This is a genomic window from Herbaspirillum frisingense (genome assembly GCF_047325095.1).
Lineage (GTDB): Bacteria > Pseudomonadota > Gammaproteobacteria > Burkholderiales > Burkholderiaceae_D > Herbaspirillum > Herbaspirillum frisingense.
Genome location: NZ_CP168558.1, coordinates 2304189 through 2325897, shown reverse-complemented (window position 1 = coordinate 2325897; position 21709 = coordinate 2304189). Strand labels below are relative to the sequence as shown.

At 63.9% G+C, this 21709-nt stretch carries 17 protein-coding genes; 9 read left to right on the top strand and 8 right to left on the bottom strand.

Annotated elements, in window-relative coordinates; translation table 11 throughout:
- The first annotated feature begins 89 nt into the window (after nucleotides 1-89).
- Complete coding sequence (locus tag ACEOAC_RS10800) at nucleotides 90-1124, top strand: XdhC family protein (RefSeq protein WP_241811811.1); 1035 nt, start codon at nucleotides 90-92, stop codon at nucleotides 1122-1124.
- A 57-nt stretch (nucleotides 1125-1181) separates the two neighbouring features.
- On the opposite strand, the gene ACEOAC_RS10795 is transcribed toward ACEOAC_RS10800, so the two are convergent.
- The 7 genes from ACEOAC_RS10795 to ACEOAC_RS10765 form a co-directional block, all read right to left on the bottom strand.
- Entirely contained in the window at nucleotides 1182-2540 is a 1359-nt protein-coding gene (locus ACEOAC_RS10795; protein ID WP_006464786.1) for a c-type cytochrome, read from the bottom strand.
- Nucleotides 2541-2558: 18 nt separating this feature from the next.
- Nucleotides 2559-4811 carry a molybdopterin cofactor-binding domain-containing protein gene (locus ACEOAC_RS10790; RefSeq protein WP_413628832.1) on the bottom strand — a complete coding sequence of 751 codons (2253 nt, stop codon included), beginning with the start codon at nucleotides 4809-4811 and terminating at the stop codon, nucleotides 2559-2561.
- Nucleotides 4808-5419 carry a (2Fe-2S)-binding protein gene (locus tag ACEOAC_RS10785; protein WP_413628831.1) on the bottom strand — a complete coding sequence of 204 codons (612 nt, stop codon included), beginning with the start codon at nucleotides 5417-5419 and terminating at the stop codon, nucleotides 4808-4810. Before ACEOAC_RS10785 ends, ACEOAC_RS10790 begins: the two co-directional genes overlap by 4 nt.
- Before the next feature lie 273 nt (nucleotides 5420-5692).
- On the bottom strand, nucleotides 5693-6145 hold the full coding sequence (locus ACEOAC_RS10780) for a DUF2442 domain-containing protein (RefSeq protein ID WP_413444444.1): 453 nt from the start codon (nucleotides 6143-6145) through the stop codon (nucleotides 5693-5695).
- Nucleotides 6145-6570 (bottom strand): DUF4160 domain-containing protein, encoded by a 426-nt coding sequence (locus ACEOAC_RS10775; RefSeq protein ID WP_413444443.1) that lies wholly within the window; start codon nucleotides 6568-6570, stop codon nucleotides 6145-6147. The genes ACEOAC_RS10780 and ACEOAC_RS10775 overlap by 1 nt, the downstream gene beginning before the upstream one ends.
- 229 nt (nucleotides 6571-6799) lie before the next feature.
- Nucleotides 6800-7864 carry an aldose epimerase family protein gene (locus tag ACEOAC_RS10770; protein ID WP_241811816.1) on the bottom strand — a complete coding sequence of 355 codons (1065 nt, stop codon included), beginning with the start codon at nucleotides 7862-7864 and terminating at the stop codon, nucleotides 6800-6802.
- On the bottom strand, nucleotides 7861-9156 hold the full coding sequence (locus ACEOAC_RS10765) for a XylR family transcriptional regulator (RefSeq protein ID WP_167331830.1): 1296 nt from the start codon (nucleotides 9154-9156) through the stop codon (nucleotides 7861-7863). Before ACEOAC_RS10765 ends, ACEOAC_RS10770 begins: the two co-directional genes overlap by 4 nt.
- 292 nt (nucleotides 9157-9448) lie before the next feature.
- On the opposite strand from ACEOAC_RS10765, the gene xylF reads away from it, so the two are divergent.
- The 7 genes from xylF to ACEOAC_RS10730 all read left to right on the top strand — a co-directional run bounded on the left by xylF (nucleotide 9449) and on the right by ACEOAC_RS10730 (nucleotide 18774).
- Nucleotides 9449-10465, top strand: coding sequence for a D-xylose ABC transporter substrate-binding protein (gene xylF, locus ACEOAC_RS10760; protein ID WP_006464779.1), 1017 nt, complete (start codon nucleotides 9449-9451; stop codon nucleotides 10463-10465).
- Between the two features lie 123 nt (nucleotides 10466-10588).
- Nucleotides 10589-12148, top strand: a complete 1560-nt coding sequence (gene xylG / locus ACEOAC_RS10755) for a D-xylose ABC transporter ATP-binding protein (RefSeq protein WP_413444442.1) — start codon at nucleotides 10589-10591, stop codon at nucleotides 12146-12148.
- Between the two features lie 22 nt (nucleotides 12149-12170).
- The gene (locus ACEOAC_RS10750; protein ID WP_199181529.1) at nucleotides 12171-13328 is read left to right on the top strand and encodes a sugar ABC transporter permease; all 1158 of its coding nucleotides are present in this window, start codon (nucleotides 12171-12173) and stop codon (nucleotides 13326-13328) included.
- 260 nt (nucleotides 13329-13588) lie between these two features.
- On the top strand, nucleotides 13589-14380 hold the full coding sequence (locus ACEOAC_RS10745) for an SDR family NAD(P)-dependent oxidoreductase (protein WP_413444441.1): 792 nt from the start codon (nucleotides 13589-13591) through the stop codon (nucleotides 14378-14380).
- A gap of 33 nt (nucleotides 14381-14413) precedes the next feature.
- The gene (locus ACEOAC_RS10740) at nucleotides 14414-16198 is read left to right on the top strand and encodes an IlvD/Edd family dehydratase (RefSeq protein WP_413444440.1); all 1785 of its coding nucleotides are present in this window, start codon (nucleotides 14414-14416) and stop codon (nucleotides 16196-16198) included.
- A gap of 1 nt (nucleotide 16199) precedes the next feature.
- On the top strand, nucleotides 16200-17126 hold the full coding sequence (locus ACEOAC_RS10735) for an amidohydrolase family protein (RefSeq protein ID WP_241811820.1): 927 nt from the start codon (nucleotides 16200-16202) through the stop codon (nucleotides 17124-17126).
- Between the two features lie 130 nt (nucleotides 17127-17256).
- Entirely contained in the window at nucleotides 17257-18774 is a 1518-nt protein-coding gene (locus ACEOAC_RS10730; RefSeq protein ID WP_413444439.1) for a diguanylate cyclase, read from the top strand.
- On the opposite strand, the gene ACEOAC_RS10725 is transcribed toward ACEOAC_RS10730, so the two are convergent.
- On the bottom strand, nucleotides 18755-19930 hold the full coding sequence (locus ACEOAC_RS10725) for a serine hydrolase (protein ID WP_413628830.1): 1176 nt from the start codon (nucleotides 19928-19930) through the stop codon (nucleotides 18755-18757). The two genes, ACEOAC_RS10730 and ACEOAC_RS10725, sit on opposite strands and share 20 nt — an antisense overlap.
- Nucleotides 19931-20188: 258 nt before the next feature.
- On the opposite strand from ACEOAC_RS10725, the gene ACEOAC_RS10720 reads away from it, so the two are divergent.
- Nucleotides 20189-21490, top strand: a complete 1302-nt coding sequence (locus tag ACEOAC_RS10720; RefSeq protein WP_077235165.1) for a UDP-N-acetylglucosamine 1-carboxyvinyltransferase — start codon at nucleotides 20189-20191, stop codon at nucleotides 21488-21490.
- The last annotated feature ends 219 nt before the right edge of the window (nucleotides 21491-21709 follow it).

Genomic DNA, 21709 nt, shown 5'->3' with positions numbered 1-21709 from the left:
CGGGGCTTGCTTGGTCTATTGGTCAGCGCAATTAGTTCCGGCCACGATGTCGTGGCAGACTTGCTCCATCACCGTATTTCTAACGCATCATGAACGACACCACTGATCTGAAGGTATTGCGCGCCCTGCATGAGTGGCGCCAGGCCGGCCGTAGGGCACTGCTGGCCACTGTTGTCTCCACCTGGGGCTCGTCGCCCCGCCCGGTGGGCTCCCAACTGGCAATCCGTGACGACGGCCGGCTCATCGGTTCGGTGTCGGGGGGCTGTATCGAGGATGACCTGCTGTTCCAATACATCAAGGACGCCCCCACTGCCTGGGGCCGCCCCGAGGCGCCGCAGCTGGTGCGCTATGGCATCGACGCCGACGAGGCGCATCGCTTCGGTCTGCCCTGCGGCGGCACGCTGGAGCTGCTGCTGGAATTCGATCCACCGGCCGCGCCCTTGCAGGAACTGGTACTGGCGCTGGAAAGCGGGCAACTGGTCTGCCGCAGCGTCGACTGCCTTACCGGCCAGAGCCGCATGGACGTCAGCCCGTCGCCGGCCGACCTGGTGTTCGATGGCCAGACCCTGCGCCATACGATGGGGCCGGACTATCGCATGCTCCTGATCGGCGCCGGCATGCTGGCCGAATACCTGGCGACGATGGCGCTCTTCAACGGTTTTTCGGTGACGCTGTGCGATCCGCGTTCGGAATACCTGGGCGGCTGGGCGGTACCGGGAGTGCGCATCGTCACCGACATGCCCGACGACGCCGTGCAGGCCTTCCGCCCCGATCAGCGCAGTTGCGTGATCGCCCTGACGCACGATCCCAAGCTGGACGACCTGGCGTTGATGGAAGCGGTTGCCAGTCCGGCCTTCTATGTGGGTGCCATCGGCTCACGCCGCAACAGTGCCGCCCGCAAGGATCGCATGATGACCCACTTCGGCCAGACCGAAGAAAGCCTGGCGCGCCTGCGTGGCCCTATCGGTCTTTATATCGGCAGCAAGACGCCTTCCGAGATCGCGGTCAGCGTCATGGCTGAAGTGCTGGCCGTCAAGAATGGCGTGGCCGTGCCTGCGGCCATGTCGGTGGCGGCCATGAAGCAGGCACGCGTGACGGCTGAATCATCCCCCTCCCCGACCTGAAAAAAAACCGCCGCCTGTGCAGGCGGCGGTTCCGGTACGACTTCCGCGAAAAGCGCTTCAGCGCATCTGCAGGACGATGGGATTGCTGCTGGCCGGATTGGTCCGTTCGCGCAGTTTGCTGACATCGTCCACCTTGACGGCGCCACCATGGTTGCCCCAGGAAGTGCGGATGAAGCTCAGTACGTCGGCGATTTCAGCGTCCGACAACTGGCTGCGGAACGGCGGCATGCGATAGGCATCGGGTACGCCGTCGGCCACCACCCGCGCCGAGCCATTGAGGGTGACATTGATGGCCGAGGCATCTTCCCTGGCCAGCGATGACACTGCGCCGGCCAGCGGAGGAATCCAGGGCGCCCTGCCGCGCCCGTCGACCGCATGGCAGGCGGCGCACTTGGCCATGAAGGTGCGCGCCCCGCTCCCCTCCAGGCGTTGCGGTGCCAGGGCGGCGGTGGTACTGGCGTCGTACTTCCAGGGGGTGCCATCGCGACCGGGGTCGCCCGGCAAGGATTTCAGGTAATGCGCGACGGCCTTCAGGTCGTCATCACTCATGAACTGGGTGGAGTTGTTGAAGGCGTCGGCCATGGAGCCGAAGACCACGGCGTGCTGGTTGCGGCCGGTCTTGAGGAATTGCACCACTTCCTCTTCGCTCCAGCGTCCGATGCCGATATTGACGTCGCCACGCAGACTGGGCGCATACCAGCCATCGAGCAGCGCACCAGACAGATAGAGCGGCTGGCCATCATCCAGTCCCTTTTCGTTCATGGCGACACCACGCGGTGTGTGGCAACTGCCGCAGTGGCCGGCACCCTGGACGATATAGGCGCCCCGGTTCCAGAGGGCATCCTTGCCTGGCTGGGGCTGATACGGTTGCGGACGGGTGAAGGCCAGGTTCCAGAACGCCAGCGGCCAGCGCATGTCCAGCGGCCAGGGGATATCGCTCTCGCGGTTGGCCTGCACCACCGGTTTGACGCCATGCATGAACCAGGCATAGAGCGCGCTGACATCTTCATCGGCCATCTTGGCGTAGGAAGGATAGGGCATGGCCGGGTAGAGCCGGTGGCCGTCACGGGCCACGCCATGTCGCAGGGCGCGGTCGAAGTCGGCCAGGCTGTATTCGCCGATGCCGCTGGCGCGATCCGGCGTGATGTTGGTGGCGTAGATGGCGCCCAGCGGGGTGGCCATCTCAAGGCCACCGGCGAAGGGCTTGCTGTTGGGCGTGCTGTGACAGGCCACGCAATCGGCCAGGCGCGCCACATATTCACCGCGCTGGAGCAGTTCGGCCGAAGGCGCCGGGGGCGGTGCGCTGCCGTCGAAGGGCGAGGCCGGCGTGCGCAGGGCGACCCAGGCGGCGCCGATGATGAGCGCGACAAGGATCAGCAGGAAGATGCGCAGCTTCCCAGTTTTTGGAGTGGTCATGGATGCGTCAGTCCGCCATCAGGCCTTGAAGGTGTAATGGGACAGCGGCATGCTGCGGATGCGCTGGCCGGTCAGGTGTGCGACCGCATTGGCCACCGCCGGTGGCACGGCCGGCAATGGGGGCTCGCCGATGCCGCCCATCTTGGCGCCGCTCTCGATGACTTTCACATGCACGCGGGCCATGCGTTGGGGCGGCAGGATGGGATAGAGGTCGTAGTTGCGCGCCACCCTGGCCCCTTCCTTGTAGACCACTTCTTCCAGCAAGACCTGCGACAGGCCCAGTGAAACGGCGCTATTGACCTGGGCTTCGACGATGGCCGGGTTGACGATGCGGCCGGGGTCGATGGCTTCCCAGATGTCGTGCACGCGGACCTGGCCGTTCTCGATGGAGACTTCGGCGATGGCCGCAGTCTCGGTGCCGAAGGCCTTGGCCATGGCCACGCCACGGGCGCGACGGGTGCCGTCGGGCGCGGTGAAGGGGCCGCGCTTCCAGCCGCCCGACAGATCGACCGCCGCCCGCAGCAGCGTGGTCAGGCGCTCGTTGCCCTGCAGCAGGCGCAGGCGCATTTCATAGGGGTCCTGGCCGCCCTTGTCGGCGATCTCGTCGAGGAAGGCTTCATAGAAGAAGTCGTTCATCGAATTGCCCACCGAACGCCAGTAACCCAGTACTGGCGGGTTCTTGACGAAACGCTGGCCGATGCGCTTGTGGGCGAACTGGTAGGACTTGCCGGCCAGGCCTTCGAGGGCGGTCGGATCGATCTTGTTGCGCTTGTTGGCAATCGATTCGGTGGGACCTTCGGTGGCGCTGATGGCTTCGATGGCGATGGGGAAGCCCTTTTCATCCAGGCCAGCGCGGAACTGCACGACCGCCATGGGCCGCATGGTGTCGCGGGCGAATTCTTCCTCGCGGCTCCAGATCACCTTGACCGGACGACCCACGGCCTTGGCCAGCTGGATCGCCTGCGGGAATACCATGGCGCTCTCGTAGAGGAAATGGCGGCCGAAGAAGCCGCCCAGCAGCGGCGAGTGGATCTGGATCTTCTCCGGTGGCAAGCCGGTCTGCTTGGCGATGGCGCCCTGGAACATCTCGGGCGCCTGGTTGGGGATCCACATTTCAAGCGTGCCATCGGGATTGAAACGGGCGGTGGCCGAAGGCGGCTCAAGCTGCGCGTGATTCAGGTACTGGCTGCGGTAGCTGGCCTGCACCACGGTCTTGGCACCGGCGATGGCCTTGTTCACATCGCCTTCGCTCTCGGCCTCATCGACGGCAGCGGTGGAGCTGGCCAGTTGCGCGGCGAACTGCTCGGTGGAAAAGTCCGCCGGCACATAGCGGCGGTCTGGCGCCGGGCCAGGGTCGCTCCAGTCCACCTGCAGGGCTTCGACGGCGCGTTTGGCGTTCCACCAGCGCTCGGCCACCACGGCCACCGCACCGGGCAGGCGGTGCACTGAATGCACGCCATTCATCTTGCGCACCTCGGCCTCGTTGCGGATGCCGCCCACTTCCAGGCCCAGGCGCGGCGCGTGCTGTACTGCGGCCTGGAGCATGTTCTCCACCTGGGTATCGATGCCATAGAGGGCGCGACCGGTGGACTTGTCCAGCACGTCCAGGCGCGCCAGGGGCTTGCCGATCCAGCGGAACTGGCTGTCCTGCTTGAGCTTGATGGTGTCCAGCGGCGGATTGGGCAGGTCCAGCGCCTTGGGAGCAAGTTCGCCATAGCTCAGCGCGCGGCCACTGGCGGCATGCACCACGCGGCCTGGCTCGGTGGACAGGCTCTCCAGCGGCACCTTCCATTGCGTAGCGGCCGCCTGCATCAGCAAATGGCGCGCCAGCGCGCCCACGCGGCGCATGGTGGGATAGCTGGTACGCACCGACATGCTGCCGCCGGTGATGCGAATACCGATGTCCATGACCTTGTACTGGTCGTTGGCGGGGGCGTTGTGCACGACGAAGCCGGCTGGATCGGCATCGAGCTCCTCGCCCACGATCTGGGCCATGGCGGTGAAGATGCCCTGGCCGCCTTCGACGAAGGGGCTTTGCAGGTGGATGCTGTTGTCCGGGCGGATCTCAAGGAAGGCCGGCACCCGCGTACCGGCGGCAGGGGGTGCCGCGCTGCCCTGTGCCCGGGCGTTGCCGGCCGGTAGCGCAAAGCCCAGCACCAGCGAACCGGCAGCGGTGCCGGCGGAGGTCAGGAGAAAGTGGCGGCGCGAGACATTGACCGGCTCGCCATCGGCTGGCAGGTCCTGGGCGGGAAGATCGTGCGAGGGGTTCATGCCTGCTCCTTTCCGGCCTTGGCCTTCTGGCTGCGGCTCCACTGGATGACGGCCACGGCGCCGATACCCGCCACGGCAGCGGCAGTGACGGCGGTCTGGTTGATCCCGGCCGGCCCGGCGGGGGCTGCCGGCAGCGTCGATGCGGCTGCTGCAGGAGCACCCTTGCTGCCGGAGATGTCGTGCATGGCGGCCTTGATGGCGTTGTAGGTGCCGCAGCGGCACAGGTTGACCATGGCGGCAGCGATCTGCTCGTCGCTGGGCTGGGCGACCTGCTTCAACAGCGCGGTTGCGGCCATCACCTGGCCGGACTGGCAGTAGCCGCACTGCGGGACCTGGTGCTTGACCCAGGCGTCGACCACCTGCTTGCCTACCGGATCGGCGCTCACCGCCTCGATGGTGCTGACCTTGCGGCCGGCCATGGCGCCCACCGGCATGACGCAGGAGCGCAGCACCTCGCCATCGACCAGGACCGAGCAGGCCCCGCACTGGGCCAGGCCGCAGCCGTATTTGGTACCGGTCATGCCCAGTTCGTCGCGGATCACCCAGAGCAGGGGTGTATCGGCGTCGGAAGTGATCTGGTAAGTCTTGTCGTTTATCTGGAGTTCCATGGTTCCTGCCATCGGGGTTGAGAACGCAAACCAGGGCGGGACGCAACCCTGGGGGAGCAAACGGACGCAGCAAGGCGAGCCCATGCATGAGCATTAGCTCCCGCATGATGACGCATCACGCGGGAGGCGATTAGCTGACCTGGGCTTAATGGGGATATTAGACGAACTAATGAATTCCGTCGCAGAGCGGACGGATATGCGGTGGTGGCGGTGGCGATGGTGGCGGTGGCGACAGTGGGAGGCCCCGTTGAACCAGGGTATTGCCAAGAGGGGCTAGACGTCCTGCGGCAGCTTGCGGGGCCGGCCGCCCTTCTTGCCATTTTCTCGCACGGCCAGGACCTTGGCCTCGCTGCTGCGGCTGCCGTTGCGCGTTGCCACCACCGTCGACGCCAGTTTCATCAAGGCCGGGCTGACGGCCACCAGCCCGGCGATGGAGACATGCAGGTCGCGCTCTTCCAGGCACAAGGCACTGCCAGCGTACCCCAGTTCGATGCGCCCCAGTTCGGCGGCACTGAGTTCGGCCAGCTCGGGGTAGTTGTCGATGGGCAGCAGGACGGCAGTCTTGTCGGCAAAACCGATGGCGATGGCTGCGAAGGCGGGAAGATACTCCACCTCCGTAGCCTGCAGGGCGGCGCCAGCGCGTTTGCTGCCGCGGGCCAGGGCCTGTGCGAGCAGCTCTTCGGTGACGGGCGGATTGTCGCGTTTCTTCGCTTTGATGATGGTCATTACTGTATCTCCAGGGGACTGGCTTGCCCCGCGAGTTGAATCAAGGTGCTGTCACGTTCAGGTGCGTAACGCGCCCACACAATATCGACGGCATGCCGCCGGAAAACGCTGGGACTGACGACTTCTTCCCGGCGCGGGTCCCACTGCTGGTGATCGAGGCAGACCGAAGCCCGGCTCTGCCACCATCGCTGGCGGGCTCGCCGCAGATGGTCCGGCTGTTCGATCACCTGCCTCAACTCCTCCAGCAGCGCGATGCCGGGGGCAGACCACATGGGCCTCACATCCCACAAGGCCACGCCGTCATGCCAGAAACTGAACTGGTAACGCGCGTCCCAACGCTCGTGACCTACATGGACATGCGGCGGGCAGTGCTCGTCTCGGGTGAAGACGGAAACGACCAGACCCTTGTAGCTGCAGATTTTCATAAACCTAACCGTTAGGTTATTGGATTGTAAGCCCCAACGCAAGTCATGGACGCAAACAGGTTCACCCAGATGAGTTACCTGAAGCACCAAAACAACAAATGGATGCGTACGGGGAGCGGACGCGATGCCACGTTCAGCGGCACCGCGATCGGAGGAGGCTAAAGAGAGAGGAAGGGCAAGTCAGCAGTAACGCGGATGTAGGACTGCTTTATTCAAAAATTTCAATCTTTCAGTCGCGCACGCCCAGGCGATATACCGTGGTCTGCCGATAGACCTGACCCGGTCGGAGGATCACCGCTTCGCTCAGGGGTGTGTTGACCTGGTCCGGGTAGGACTGCGCTTCCAGGCAGAAGCCGTCATGGATGGCATACGGCTGTTCGCCCCGCCCCTGTACACCGGAGAGGAAATTGCCACTGTAGAACTGCAGGCCGATTTCGGTGGTGGACACGCGCAATTCGCGTCCCGAACCCGGTTCGTAGACGGTGGCGACCTCACGCAGTGTCTGCGCCACGCGGCTCTCGCCGGGCACAGGTTCGTGCTCGCTGCGCAGGCAATAACAGTGATCGAAGCCACCGGCCAGTTTCAGCTGCGGATCGGGCCAGTCCAGGCGCGGGCCAATGGGGGCCGGCTGGCGGAAGTCAAAGGGACTGCCGGCGACCTCGGCGCGTGCTTCCGGGATCAGGCTGGCATCGACCTGCAGATAGGCGTCGGCATCGATGGCGATGATGTGGTCACGGATATCGCTGGCCCCGCCATTGAGATTGAAGTAGGCGTGGGAGGTCAGGTTGATGGGGGTGGGAGCATTGCTGGTGGCGGTGTAGTCGATGCGCAACTGGCCGTCGTCATCCAGGCGATAGAGTACCGATGCCATCACCGTGCCGGGAAAGCCCGCCTGGCCGTCGGGCGACACCAGCATCAGGCGCAGGCCTTCCGGGTCGGGCTGGACCTGCCAACGCTGGGCATGGAAACCGTCGCGGCCGCCATGCAGATGGTTTTCGCCTTCGTTGCAATCGACCTGTCGCGGCGTGCCGTCCAGGGTGAAACGGCCACCGGCGATGCGGTTACCCCAGCGGCCGACGATGGCCCCGAAATAGGCCGGGTTGCGCTGGTATTGCTCCACCCGGTCGAAGCCCAGCAGGATGTCGGCTTCGCGGCCATAGCGGTCGGGCGCCCACCAGTTGACCATGGTGGCACCGAGGTCGCTGATGGTCACGCGCATGCCGGTATGGTTGCGCAGGGTATAGAGCTGGATGCCGTCGGCGGCGGTGGTGTGGGAAAGGGTGAAATGGGTCATTTTGTGGAGGTGAGGAGGGCGTTCCCTGCGGTTTTCTTTTTCTGCCGTGGTGCAGGAGCGGCGGAATGCTCCAGCCCGGCGACGAATTGTTCCTGGTATTCCCTGGGCGTACAGCCCAGTTCGCGCTTGAAGACGGCGTGCATGTATTGCACGGTGGTGAAGCCGCAGCTCACGGCGATCTCGGCGGCATGGCTGCCGGCCTGCTCCAGCATGCGCTTGGCGGCTTCCAGCTTGAAGCGCAGGATTTCATCATGGACGCTGCGCCCCAGTTCGCGCCGGAAATACCATTCCAGCGAGGACCGCGAGATGCCCACGTAATCGGCCACCTGATCGGTCTTGATGCCCTGGCAGGCGTATTGCCGGATGAAATGCAGCGCCTGCATCACATGCGGGTGATTGCGTACCTCGTGGCGACTGGAGGCCAGGACATTGATGCCCACCGGCGGCACCATGATGCGGGTGTCCGGAAAGCGCGCTCCATGCAGCATCTGGTGCAGCAGGTGAGCAGCGGTGCGGCCCATTTCGACGCTGCCCTGGATGACTGAACTGAGCGGGATGCGCGTCAGCACGCGGGCCAGGGGATCGTTGTCGATACCGATCAGCGCCACCTGTTCGGGCACGGCGATGCCGGCAAACAGGCAAGCCTGCAGCAGCTGGCGCGCACGGGCATCGGTGACGGCGATGATGCCCACCGGCTTGGGCAGGCTGCGCACCCAGGCGATCTGCTGTTCCACGGCGGTATCCCAGGATTGCGCGCTGGTGCCCACGCCCCGGTAGATATGCCCTTCGATGCCGTCGGCGGCTGTCAGGCCAGTGAAGATGCGCTCGCGCTCCTGCGCCCAGCGGTTGCAGTCGGACTCGGGCAGGCTGAACAGGGCGAAATGCTGCAGGCCGGCCTCGATCAGGTGGTCGTAGGCCAGCTTGACCATCTTCACATTGTCAGTCGCCACATAAGGGCGGTTGGCCGGATATTGGGAAGGATCGGCGTAGGAGCCGCCAATGGCCACCACCGGCAGTTGCACCCCTTCCAGCGCGGCGGTGGTGACCGGGTCGTCGAAGTCGGCAATGATGCCGTGTCCGGCCCAGCGCTCTATGCCTTGCGGGCGGCAGCGGAAGTCCTCTTCCAGGTAGAGGTCCCAGGAAGCGCGGGTACTGCTGATGTATTCGCCGATGCCGGAAATGATTTCCCGGTCGAATATCTTGTTGCCATTGAAGAGCAACGCAATCCTGTGCACCGTGGGTACTTTTGCCACGCTGTGTCTCCTTGGGGTGGCGTCGCTGGCGCGCGCCATTTTTGTCTGGATGGGCTCTGGTGTCGAATTGTAGCGAGCCGTGGTCGAAATGACCGATATGTGCTCCTGCAACAAAAAGAATCACTAAGCCGTTTGGTCAATTTCGTAATTGTAGAGGGGATTGGCCCGGGGCTAGTATCCCCCTCGCACCATCATGCGGCGCATTCGTCCCCTGCCCTACCCGGCCCCATGCGGCTTTGGAAGCTTTTGCACCAGATCAGGCCTCCACATCCACCGGACAGCGCCGCTTCAAAAATCATAATCAAATTTAATTCAAATCGGAGACTGGACTATGAAGGCAATGCTGAAGAAGACCGTATTGGCGCTGATGACCGTGACCACCCTGTCCATGGTGGCCGGTAGCGCCATGGCCGACGCCAAGAACCCCAAGATCGGCTTTTCCATCGATGACCTGCGCGTGGAGCGCTGGGCGCGTGACCGCGATTTCTTCACTGCCGCTGCCGAGAAGCTGGGTGCCAAGGTGTTCGTGCAATCGGCCGATGCCAGCGAACAGCGCCAGATTTCCCAGATCGAAAACCTGATCTCGCGTGGCGTGGACGTGATCGTGATCGTGCCCTTCAATGCCACCGTGCTGACCAACACCATCAAGGAAGCCAAGAAGGCCGGCATCAAGGTGCTGTCCTATGACCGCCTGATCCTCAACGCCGACGTGGATGCCTACATCTCCTTCGACAACGAGAAGGTCGGTGAAATGCAGGCCGAGGGCATCCTGAAGGTCAAGAACAAGGGCAACTTCTTCCTGCTGGGCGGCTCGCCCACCGACAACAACGCCAAGATGTTCCGCGAAGGCCAGATGAAGGCCCTGAAGCCCTACATCGACAAGGGCGACATCAAGATCGTCGGCCAGCAATGGGTCAAGGAATGGAACCCGACCGAAGCCCTCTCCATCGTCGAGAATGCGCTGACCGCCAACAACAACAAGATCGACGCGATCGTCGCTTCCAATGACGGTACCGCCGGTGGTGCGATCCAGGCACTGGCCGCGCAGAAGCTGGCAGGCAAAGTGCCGGTCTCGGGCCAGGATGCCGACCTGGCCGCCGTCAAGCGTGTCGTGGCCGGTACCCAGACCATGACCGTCTACAAGCCCCTGAAGCAGATCGCCACCGAGGCCGCCAACCTGTCCGTGCAACTGGCGCGCAACGAAAAGCCGACCTACAACGCCCAGTATGACAACGGCTTCAAGAAGGTCGACAGCCTGCTGTTGAAGCCCATCCTGCTGACCAAGGAGAACGTCAAGGTGCTGGTCGACGACGGCTTCTACACCCAGGCCCAGATCGACGGCCGTTGATTCCTGCATGAGGCGTAATGCATGAGGCGTTGCCGGCCGCCCCCCGCGGTCGCCGGCAATGCCGTCCCTACCGGCCGGACACCCGCCGGTAGGGATTCCAGAGGCTTCTTGGAAAGAACAGGCATGTCCGAGTATCTGTTAGAAATGAAAGGCATCGTCAAGAGCTTTGGCGGTGTGCGCGCGCTCGACGGCATCGACATCAAGATCCGTCCGGGCGAGTGTGTTGGCCTGTGCGGCGAGAACGGCGCAGGCAAGTCGACGCTGATGAAGATTCTCTCCGGCGTCTACCCCCACGGCACCTGGGACGGGGAAATCCTGTGGGACGGCAAGCCGCTGCAGGCGCACTCGGTGCGCGATACCGAAGCGGCCGGCATCGTCATCATCCACCAGGAACTGATGCTGGTGCCGGAACTGTCGGTGGCCGAAAACATCTTCATGGGCCACGAGATCACCCTGCCCGGTGGCCGCATGAACTACCCCGCCATGTATCGCCGCGCCGAAGAGCTCATGCGCGAGCTGAACATGCCCGACATCAATGTGGCCCTGCCGGTCTCGCAATATGGCGGCGGCCACCAGCAGCTGGTGGAAATCGCCAAGGCACTCAACAAGGATGCGCGGCTGCTGATCCTGGATGAACCCTCATCCTCGCTGACCGCCTCCGAGATCGCGGTGCTGCTCAAGATCATCAAGGACCTGAAGGCGCGTGGCGTGGCCTGCGTCTACATCTCGCACAAGCTGGACGAGGTGGCCGAGATCTGCGACACCATCTCGGTGATCCGCGATGGCAGACACATCGCTACCACGCCCATGCAGGAAATGGACGTGGACAAGATCATCACCCAGATGGTCGGTCGCGAAATCACGGCCATGTATCCCGAACGTAATCATTCCATCGGCGAAGTGGTCCTGGAGGCGCGCCACATCACCTGCTACGACATCGACAACCCGCGCCGCAAGCGTGTCGACGATGTGTCGTTCTCGGTGCGTCGTGGCGAAATCCTGGGCATTGCCGGCCTGGTGGGCGCCGGCCGCACGGAACTGGTGTCGGCCATCTTCGGCGCCTATCGCGGCCGTCACGAAGGCCAGGTACTGCTGGAAGGCAAGCTGGCCGATACCGGTTCGCCGCTCAAGTCGATCCGGCGCGGCCTGTGCATGGTGCCGGAAGACCGCAAGCACCACGGCATCGTGCCCGACCTCGATGTCGGCCAGAACATCACCCTGACGGTGCTCAAGCGCTTCTCCCGTGGCAGCCGCATCGATGGCAGCGCCGAACTGAAGACCATCCAGGACGAAATCAGCCGCATGCGGGTCAAGACGGCCACGCCCTTCCTGCCCATTACCAGCCTCTCGGGCGGCAATCAGCAGAAGGCGGTGCTTTCCAAGATGCTGCTGGCCCAGCCCAAGGTATTGATCCTGGACGAGCCGACCCGCGGCGTGGATGTCGGCGCCAAGGCCGAGATCTACCGCCTCATTTCGGAACTGGCCAAGCTGGGCCTGGCCATCATCATGGTCTCCTCCGAACTGGCGGAGGTGCTGGGCGTGTCGGACCGCGTACTGGTGATCGGCGAAGGCCGCCTGCGTGGCGACTTCGTCAACGACAAGCTGAGCCAGGAAACCGTGCTGGCCGCGGCGATCAACCAACCCGTAGCGCAGGCGCCCGCGCGCTCTGCGGCGGCAGGATAAAAAATCACAAGGTGAATTCGGTATGACTTCAAGCAATCTGGCCAACATGGCCGACCTCAAGCAGGTATTCCGGCGCTACAAGATCATTGCGCTGCTGATCGCCATCGCCATCATCTGGGGCTTCTTCAGCTTCATGACCGAGGGTGGCTTCCTGACACCGCGCAACCTGTCCAACCTGCTGCGCCAGATGTCGGTGACCGGCATCCTTGCCTGCGGCATGGTGCTGGTGATCATCGCCGGCGAGATCGACCTCTCGGTGGGGTCGCTGCTGGGCCTGCTGGGCGGCCTGGCGGCGCTGCTGGACGTGAGCCACCACCTGCCGCTGGCGCTGAACCTGGTACTGGCGCTGGGCTTCGGCCTGGCGCTGGGGCTGCTGAACGGCTACCTGACGGCCTACCTGGGCATCCCCTCCTTCATCGTCGGCCTGGGCGGCATGCTGGCCTTCCGCGGCATCCTGCTGGGCATCACCGGTGGCCTGACCATCGCCCCGGTCTCGGACAACATGGTCTACCTCGGCCAGGGCTACCTGCCGCCGCAGATGGGCGTGGCGCTGGGTGTGGCGCTGTTCGTGCTGGCGCTGGCGCTGACCTGGATGAGCCGGGTCAACCGCAGCCGTCATGGCCTGCCCCTGACGGCACTGTGGCGCGACGGCCTGAAGGTGGTGGTCATCGGTGCCGTGCTGCTGGCCTTCGTGCGTACGCTCAACAGCTATGACGGCATCCCGGTGCCGGTGCTGCTGTTGCTGGCGCTGCTGGGCCTGTTCAGCTATGTGAGCACGCAGACCGTGTTCGGCCGCCGCATCTATTCGGTGGGCAGCAACATGGAAGCCACCCGGCTGTCGGGTGTGAACGTGCAGGCCGTCAAGCTGTGGGTGTTCGGCATCATGGGGGTGATGTGCGCATTGGCCGGCCTGGTCAATACCGCCCGCCTGGCTGCCGGTTCGCCCTCGGCCGGCAACATGGGTGAGCTGGACGCCATCGCCGCCTGCTTCATTGGCGGCACCTCCATGCGCGGCGGCTCCGGCACCATCTATGGCGCCCTGATCGGCGCACTGGTGATGGCCAGCCTGGACAACGGCATGTCCATGCTGGACGTGGGCACCTACTGGCAGATGATCGTCAAGGGCAGCATCCTGGTGCTGGCCGTGTGGGTGGACGTGAGCACCCGTTCGGGCCGCTGATCAACGAAGGCAACAAAGGACGGCAGCACACTACGACTACCGTTCGGACTGAGTAGCGGCGCAGCCGCGTATCGAAGGCGCTCCCCGGCTTGAGGAAGGAGCGCAGCGTTCCCAGCGCCTTCGATACGGCCCTCGCGGACCTACTCAGTCCGAACGGGAAGAGATGGAGCGATGCAGCCTTTCGCATATTCAGACTAAATCAGACTAAATTTTTTACGCGCCGCATCAGCGGCCCGTCCTACCTACTGGAGTTATCAAGCATGACCGCAGCCACCGCCCCCATTTTCGAACACGCGCTCTACCGCAGCCTCGCCGGCAAGCGGGTCGTCATCACCGGCGGCGGCAGCGGCATCGGCGCGGCGCTGGTGGAAGCCTTCGCCGCCCAGGGTGCGCAGGTGTTCTTCCTGGATATCGCCAGCGAACCTTCCGAGGCGCTGGTGGCCTCCTTGCAGCAGGCACCTGTACCGCCGCGCTTCTTCCGCTGCAACCTGATGGACCTGGATGCCCTGCGCTCCACCTTCGCCGAAGTCATCGCCGCCGCCGGCACCGTGGACATCCTCATCAACAACGCCGCCAACGATGATCGCCACAAGACCGCCGAGGTCACCCCGGCCTACTGGGACGAGCGCATCGCCGTCAACCTGCGCCACCAGTTCTTCTGCGCCCAGGCAGTGTTGCCGGGCATGCGCGCGCAGCAATCGGGCGTGATCCTCAATTTCGGCTCCATTTCCTGGCATCTGGGCCTGCCCGACCTGACCCTGTACATGACCGCCAAGGCCGGTATCGAGGGCATGACGCACGGCATGGCGCGTGATTTCGGGCGTGATGGCGTCCGGGTCAACGCCATCATCCCCGGTGCCATCCGCACCCCGCGTCAGACACTGTTGTGGCACACCCCCGAAGAAGAGGCGAAAATCCTGGCTGCGCAATGCCTGCCCACCCGCGTCGATCCGCATGATGTCGCTGCACTGGCGCTGTTCCTGTCCTCCGACAGCGCAGCCAAGTGCACCGGCCGCGAATACTACGTCGATGCGGGCTGGCTGGGCGCGTAACCCACCCAATCGCCCACGGGCCAAGAGGAATCCATGAACAAGCCATCTGCCACACCCCGTCGCTTCCGCTCCCAGGACTGGTTCGACAATCCCGACCACATCGACATGACCGCGCTCTATCTGGAGCGCTTCATGAACTACGGCATCACCGCCGAGGAACTGCGCTCGGGGCGCCCCATCATCGGCATCGCCCAGAGCGGCAGCGACATCAGCCCCTGCAACCGCATCCACCTGGAACTGGCCAAGCGGGTGCGCGATGGCATCCGCGATGCCGGCGGCATTCCCATGGAATTCCCGCTGCACCCCGTCTTCGAGAACTGCCGCCGCCCTACTGCTGCCATCGACCGCAACCTGGCCTACCTGGGCCTGGTGGAAATCCTGCACGGCTATCCCATCGATGCCGTGGTACTGACCACCGGCTGCGACAAGACCACACCGTCGCAGATCATGGCCGCGGCCACGGTGGACATCCCGGCCATCGTGCTGTCCGGCGGCCCGATGCTGGATGGCTGGCTCGATGGTGAGCTGGTCGGCTCGGGCGCGGCCATCTGGAAGGGCCGCAAGCAACTCTCGGCCGGCGCCATCGACAATGAGAAATTCCTGGAGATCGCTGCCGCTTCGGCACCCTCCTCCGGCCACTGCAACACCATGGGCACGGCCTCCACCATGAACGCCATGGCCGAGGCGCTGGGCATGTCGCTGACCGGCTGCTCGGCCATTCCCGCCCCCTATCGCGAGCGCGGCCAGATGGCCTACGAGACGGGACGCCGCATCGTCGGCATGGCCTACGAAGACCTGCGCCCTTCGGCCATCCTGACCCGCGAAGCCTTCCTCGACGCCATCGTGGTCAATGCTGCCATCGGCGGCTCCACCAACGCCCAGCCGCACATCATGGCCATGGCGCGCCATGCCGGCGTGGATCTGCAGTCGGAAGACTGGATGAAATTCGGCTACGACGTACCGCTGCTGCTGAACATGCAGCCGGCCGGCAAGTACCTGGGCGAGCGCTTCCATCGTGCCGGCGGCGTGCCGGCCATCATGTGGGAGCTGCAGCAGGCCGGCAAGCTGCGCGCCGACCGCATCACCTCCACCGGCAAGAGCATGGCCGAGAACCTGCAGGGCCGCCAGTCGAACGACCGCGAAGTGATCTACCCCTTCAGCGCGCCGCTGCGTGAACGGGCCGGCTTCCTGGTCTTGAAGGGCAACCTGTTCGACTTCGCCATCATGAAGACCAGTGTCATCTCGGAGACCTTCCGCCAGCGCTACCTCAGCACACCCGGCCAGGAAAACATCTTCGAATGCCGCGCCGTGGTCTTCGATGGTTCGGACGACTACCACGCCCGTATCAACGACCCGGCACTCAACATCGACGACAACACCCTGCTGGCCATCCGTGGCGCCGGTCCGGTGGGCTGGCCGGGTTCGGCCGAGGTGGTCAACATGCAACCGCCCGATGCGCTGATCAAACGCGGCGTCTCTACCCTGCCCACGCTGGGTGATGGGCGCCAGTCGGGTACCTCCGACAGTCCCTCCATCCTCAACGCCTCGCCCGAGAGCGCGGTCGGTGGTGGTCTGGCCTGGCTGCGCGACGGCGACCGCGTGCGCATCGACCTCAACACCGGGGAGTGCAATATGCTCATCAGCGAAGAAGAACTGGCCCGCCGCAAGAGCGAGGGTATTCCGCCCGTGCCACCCAGCCAGACGCCCTGGCAGGAGATCTACCGAAGCACCGTGGGTCAACTGGAAACCGGTGCCTGCATGGAACTGGCCTTGAAGTACCAGGGTGTGGCGCAGACCATGCCCCGGCACAACCACTGACATGCTGACCCTGCATCGTGAACTGCGCATGCCACCGGTCCCGGTGAGAAAGCTCAAGGGGCCGATGCGCATCGACGCGCACCAGCATTTCTGGCGCTACCGCTGCGAGGACTATCCGTGGATCGGTACCGGCATGGACCTGCTGGCGCAAGACCGCCTGCCCTACCAGTTCCAGCCCCTGCTGGATGCACAGGGCCTGCATGCGTCGATTACGGTGCAGGCACGTCCCGGCCACGACGAGACGGCATTCCTGCTGGAGATGGCACGACGCGACCAACGCATCGCCGGCATCATCGGCTGGGAAGACATCGGCTCGCCCATGCTGGCCGAGCGCATGGAGCACTGGGGTGGCAGCAAGCTGCTGGGGCTGCGCCATCCCATGCAGGAAGACGACGACGCCGAACTGCTGCTGGCCCTGCCACAGTTCAACCAGGGAGTGCGCTGGCTGCAGGAGCGGGACTATGTCCTGGACCTGCTGGCCCATGAACGCCACCTGCCGCAGTTGCGCCAGCTGTGCGCCCATCACGACCAGCACTGGATCGTGCTGAACCATCTGGGCAAGCCGGCCCTCAAGGAATTCCGCAAGGGCCGCGCCGCCTTCGAACGCTGGCGCCAGGAGATGCGCGAGCTGACCGCCATGCCCCATGTGGCCTGCAAGATTTCCGGCCTGCTGACCGAGGCGGACTGGCTGCGCGGCCTGTGCACACGCGACTTCGAACATATCGTGCAATGTCTGGATACCGCGCTGGACCTGTTCGGTCCGCAGCGGCTCATGTTCGGCTCCGACTGGCCGGTATGCCTGCTCGCCGCGTCCTACGCGCGCGTGGTGGCCGTGGTGCGCGAATGGGCTGCCAAGCGCCTCTCTCCTACCGACCAGGACGCCTTGTGGGGCGAATCCTCGGCCAGGATTTATGGACTGATGTCATAAGGTTTTCCCCCGATTCCTTTTCGTTGCCAACCGTCAAGCCCGGTGCGATATTGCGCCGCAGGGGTCACCCCCGATGGCGGCAAACAACCTGGGATACGGGGAGACGAACATCAAAAGCCTCAAACGCAACATGACCTTGACCATCAGTGCGCTCGCGCTGATGGCGACTGTCATCACGGGCGTGGTGCTCTACCAGAGTTATGTGCAGACCGAGCGCAGCGCGATCGAGCATGCCCTCAACGTGGCGCGCATTGCCCAACGTTCGATTTCGCGCAACATGGAATTGCTGTCACTGGATCTGGACAGCCTGGTCTGGCGCCATCGGCATGCCAGCCTGCAGCTCATGCCGGAGCAGCAGCGACGCGACTTCCTTCTGGGTGAAAAGGCTGAAGCCACCTATATCGCCGCCATGGGCATCGTCGGCCGCGATGGCCAACTGCTGGTTGGTTCTCCCACTTTGGCCGAGATCATGCCGGGCAATTACGGACACCGGGATTTCTTCGCCAGGCATCGCGACGATCCAACGGTAAAACTGTTTGTCTCACGACCACTGAGCATCCGCCTGGAACGGAGAATGCAGGTCATCGTACTGTCCAAGCGGTTGGCAAACGCCGATGGGTCCTTCGGCGGCGTGGCCTTCATGGTGCTGTACCTGGACTACTTCCGGCATCTGTTCGAAAGCCTGTCGCTGGAGAAACAGGCCGTCATGTCGCTTTACGCCCTGGACGGCGTGGCCTACATGCGCCTGCCCTACGATGAAGCCTTCATCGGTTCTCGCTTGAGTTACACGCCCAATTTCAGACGCATCATGGCCCTGCCCTCGTCAGCGCCGGAAAGCCTGCAGGGCAGCTATACCGCGCGATCCCAGCAGGACGACGTCAAGCGCCTGTACGCCTACGTGCGCATCCCCGATACACCCTGGCTGGTCTTCGTGGGCCGGACCCATGCCGAACTGTTCCGCGAATGGGAGCGGATGCTCTATGCAGTCCTGTTTCTTGCGGCCGCCTTCAGCGCCATCTGCGCCTGTCTGATCCGACGGTTACGCGAGGAGTTCTTCCGCCGCAGCAAATTGGACCAGCAACTGCAAGAGCAGGCCCGCACCGACAAGCTGACCGGCTTGCTCAACCGCCGGGCACTGGACGATTGCCTGCAAGACGCCTGGCACAAGAGCCAGCGCAATACCTCGGCGCGCTTTGCGATCCTGTTCGTCGATGTCGATTTCTTCAAACTCTACAACGACACCTACGGCCACAAGGCGGGCGACTATGCGCTGGTATCGGTAGCACGTTGCATCACCGGCGCTGTGGCACGGCAGTGTGACAAGCCCGGCCGCTATGGCGGGGAGGAATTCGTGATCCTGCTTGACGAGGCCGATGCCGCCGGCACGCTGCACGTGGCCGGCAACATCATGTCGGCACTGCAGGCGATGAAGATTCCGCATGAGCGCAGCCCCTTCGGCCGGCTCTCGGTGAGCATAGGTGCGGCCTGCCTGGACCGGCAGGTGCATCACAGCATCGAGGAAGTGATCAAGGCCGCCGACCAGGCGCTCTACCAGGCCAAGCGCATGGGGCGCAACCGGGTCCAGATGGCGCAGTCCGATCCGGCCCCGGTGCAGGGTGGAGCGCCCGTTAGTTCAACGAGCAGTTGAGCCACTTGGCGATACGCACGCCATCCAGGCGGGAACCGTCGGCGCTGCCGCTGCCCAGCATGGTGACGATCACCGGGCGGCGGTCATGCACCAGCAGGCGCAGCACCATGTTGTGACCGGACTCGTTGATGAAACCGGTCTTCTGCACCGTGGCATTGACCTGGCCATAACGGATCAGGCGATTGGAATTGATGTACTGCAGCTGGCCGTGACCGATGTTGATGATCTTCTGCTTGTCCAGAGAATCGTTACGGATCAGCTGGTAGCGGTTGGCGGCCTTGACCAGCTCGGCCAGTTCGCGCGGGGTAGAGACATTGTCCGGCGACAGTCCGGTTGCATTCTCGAAGCGGGTCTGCTTCATGCCCAGCGCCTGTGCCCGCGCATTCATGGCCGCGATGAAGGCTGGACGGCCACCCGGATAGTCACGGCTCATGGCCGCGGCAGCACGGTTCTCGGAAGACATCAAAGCAATGTGCAGCATGTCTGCACGCGACAGGCTGGCGCCGACGTTCAGGCGCGAGTGGGTGAACTTGAGGGTATCGAGATCGTCCTCGGTGACTTCCAGCCGGTTGCTCATGGGCAGCGACTTCTGGTCCAGCCAGACGATGGCCGTCATCAGCTTGGTAACCGAAGCGATCGGTGCCACCGTATCGGCATTGCGTTCAAAGAGTGGCGTATTGGTCTGCTCGTCAAGCACATAGACCCCACGCGAGAAGATGTGCTGCTTCGACGCGGCGGTGAAGCCGCAACGGGGGAGCAGTTCGGGTTTGGTATTGACCGGCGGCAGCGCCGCTGCGTTTGACGACGCGTTGGCGGCGACGGCAGCACCCGCCGTGGCTGCAGTCGCAGCGCCGGCAGCCACACCCACGGCAGCCGCCCGCCCACGTCGGCGGGGCCGCGCCGGTGCACGCGCAGCGGCCGGGGCCGCCTTCTTGCGCACTACCCGCTTGCGTCCCTTGGCGCCGCTCGCGGCCGGCCTGTGCTTGCCGGCGCTGGAACCGGCCGCCTGCGCCTCGCTCACCTTGCCCGAGATGACTGTCAACATCAGCAGCAGGACGCTGCACATCAGGAGCCTGGCCAACACGCCAGCGCGGCGCAAAATCTGCAGAAACAAAGGGAAACTATCGTCGGAACGGGGCTGCTGCGTACAAAACATCGTCGAAAACCTCAGTCGGAGCATTCATTCAAGACCGGCCATGATACGGAAACTTGGCCGATGATGCAGCAACGTTCAGCTTTGCATCGATAAAGTGAAGCTTAAAAATGCGTTCTAGTGACAATAAGACAAGACGCCGCGCCGCCGCAAATTTGCTTCCCTGCCTGCAACCGGCCGGCGCATAATCTGTCCATTCCAGGCCGGACCCAGGCATTGCCCTCTCCGGTCGATTTTGTCAGCCCGATTCAACATACCTTCATGTCCAATCTCATCGTACACGGTGGCCGCCCGCTGCGCGGCGACATCATTCCTTCCGCCAACAAGAATGCCGTCCTCCCCATCCTCTGCGCCACCCTGCTGACGGACCAGCCGCTACGTCTGATCGGCATCCCCGAGATCACCGACGTCAAGAAGATCCTGGAGATCTTCCGCGTGCTGGGCAGCGAGGTATCGGTGGACTATGCCAGCGGCATCCTGGAACTGCATCACCGCGATACCTGCTTCGACCCAAAAATTCACCATCTGCCGGAGGAAATGCGTTCCTCCATCATGCTGGTACCGCCCCTGCTGGCGCGCTTCGGTGTGGCGCGGCTGGAAAACGACGTCAAGGGCTGCACCCTGGGCGTGAGGGAAATCGATCCGCACGTGGAGGTGTTCCAGCGTTTCGGCGCACGGGTGGAAAGCAGTCCCGATTCGCTCATCATCCGCACCAGCGGCCGCATGCAGGCCAACCATCACTGGCTGGACTATGCCTCGGTGACCACCACTGAAAACTTCGTGCTCTGCGCAGCCTCGGCCGGCGGCGAGTCGGTGCTGACCAATGCCGCCTCCGAGCCGCACGTGCAGGAGTTCTGCCGGTTCATGGCGATGATGGGCGTGCAGATCGAGGGTATCGGCACCTCGCGCGTGACGGTGCGTGGCGGTGAAAAACTGGGGGGCGGCGAATTCCGCTTCGACGAGGATTTCCACGAGATCGCGACCTTCCTGGCCATGGGCGCCATCACCGGCGGTCAGGTGCGGGTGCGCAACAGCGCGCCGGAGCAGTTCCCGCTGATCGATCGCACCTTCGCCAAGTTCGGCGTGGAAGTGGTGCACGAAAACGGCTGGTCGCACACCCGCCAGAACGGTCCGCTCAAAGTCGTCAAGCCTTTCACTAGCAACATCCTCACCAAGGTGGAGGCCGCGCCCTGGCCCTACCTGCCAGTGGACCTGCTGCCGATCTTCATCGCGCTGGGGGTCAAGGCCGATGGCAACACCATGTTCTGGAACAAGATCTATGACGGCGCCATGGGCTGGAGCAGTGAACTGTCCAAGTTCGGCGCCCACGTCTTCCTGGGCGACCCGCATCGGCTGATCACCTTCGGCGGCCTGCCGCTGACGCCGGCCTCGGTGGAAAGTCCGTACATCATCCGGGTGGCCATCGCGCTGTTCATGGTGGCGGCCAGCATCGAAGGTCGCTCGGAAATCCGCAATGCCCTGCCGATCCGGCGCGCCCATCCCAAATTCGTGGAAAACCTGCGCTCGCTGGGCGCGGTGGTGGATTGGGTCGAGGAAGACTGAAGCGGCAAGGACGTGTCCGGTGCATGCGGCGTCATTGACATCAATGACCAAGGCACCGCTCGCACGCCAGGCTCAAGGGCTATCACCTATCGGCAATGGGATCCCCGAATGGCAGCGATAAAGATCAAACAATATAAATAATATATACTTTTAACGATCAGACATCGCTCCACACGCTTACGCAAGCTCATCCATGCCTTCCAGGCTGAGCATTGCGTA

What these genes read in the sequence shown, in the direction of transcription:
- ACEOAC_RS10765 (WP_167331830.1), bottom strand. Translation starts at nt 9,156, where the DNA reads ATGGCGCGCGCCAGCGACGCCACCCCAAGGAGACACAGCGTGGCAAAA.
- ACEOAC_RS10800 (WP_241811811.1), top strand. Translation starts at nt 90, where the DNA reads ATGAACGACACCACTGATCTGAAGGTATTGCGCGCCCTGCATGAGTGG.
- ACEOAC_RS10725 (WP_413628830.1), bottom strand. Translation starts at nt 19,930, where the DNA reads ATGTTTTGTACGCAGCAGCCCCGTTCCGACGATAGTTTCCCTTTGTTT.
- ACEOAC_RS10740 (WP_413444440.1), top strand. Translation starts at nt 14,414, where the DNA reads ATGAACAAGCCATCTGCCACACCCCGTCGCTTCCGCTCCCAGGACTGG.
- ACEOAC_RS10750 (WP_199181529.1), top strand. Translation starts at nt 12,171, where the DNA reads ATGACTTCAAGCAATCTGGCCAACATGGCCGACCTCAAGCAGGTATTC.
- ACEOAC_RS10780 (WP_413444444.1), bottom strand. Translation starts at nt 6,145, where the DNA reads ATGACCATCATCAAAGCGAAGAAACGCGACAATCCGCCCGTCACCGAA.
- ACEOAC_RS10720 (WP_077235165.1), top strand. Translation starts at nt 20,189, where the DNA reads ATGTCCAATCTCATCGTACACGGTGGCCGCCCGCTGCGCGGCGACATC.
- ACEOAC_RS10770 (WP_241811816.1), bottom strand. Translation starts at nt 7,864, where the DNA reads ATGACCCATTTCACCCTTTCCCACACCACCGCCGCCGACGGCATCCAG.
- xylG (WP_413444442.1), top strand. Translation starts at nt 10,589, where the DNA reads ATGTCCGAGTATCTGTTAGAAATGAAAGGCATCGTCAAGAGCTTTGGC.
- ACEOAC_RS10785 (WP_413628831.1), bottom strand. Translation starts at nt 5,419, where the DNA reads ATGGAACTCCAGATAAACGACAAGACTTACCAGATCACTTCCGACGCC.
- ACEOAC_RS10735 (WP_241811820.1), top strand. Translation starts at nt 16,200, where the DNA reads ATGCTGACCCTGCATCGTGAACTGCGCATGCCACCGGTCCCGGTGAGA.
- xylF (WP_006464779.1), top strand. Translation starts at nt 9,449, where the DNA reads ATGAAGGCAATGCTGAAGAAGACCGTATTGGCGCTGATGACCGTGACC.
- ACEOAC_RS10775 (WP_413444443.1), bottom strand. Translation starts at nt 6,570, where the DNA reads ATGAAAATCTGCAGCTACAAGGGTCTGGTCGTTTCCGTCTTCACCCGA.
- ACEOAC_RS10730 (WP_413444439.1), top strand. Translation starts at nt 17,257, where the DNA reads ATGACCTTGACCATCAGTGCGCTCGCGCTGATGGCGACTGTCATCACG.
- ACEOAC_RS10795 (WP_006464786.1), bottom strand. Translation starts at nt 2,540, where the DNA reads ATGACCACTCCAAAAACTGGGAAGCTGCGCATCTTCCTGCTGATCCTT.
- ACEOAC_RS10745 (WP_413444441.1), top strand. Translation starts at nt 13,589, where the DNA reads ATGACCGCAGCCACCGCCCCCATTTTCGAACACGCGCTCTACCGCAGC.
- ACEOAC_RS10790 (WP_413628832.1), bottom strand. Translation starts at nt 4,811, where the DNA reads ATGAACCCCTCGCACGATCTTCCCGCCCAGGACCTGCCAGCCGATGGC.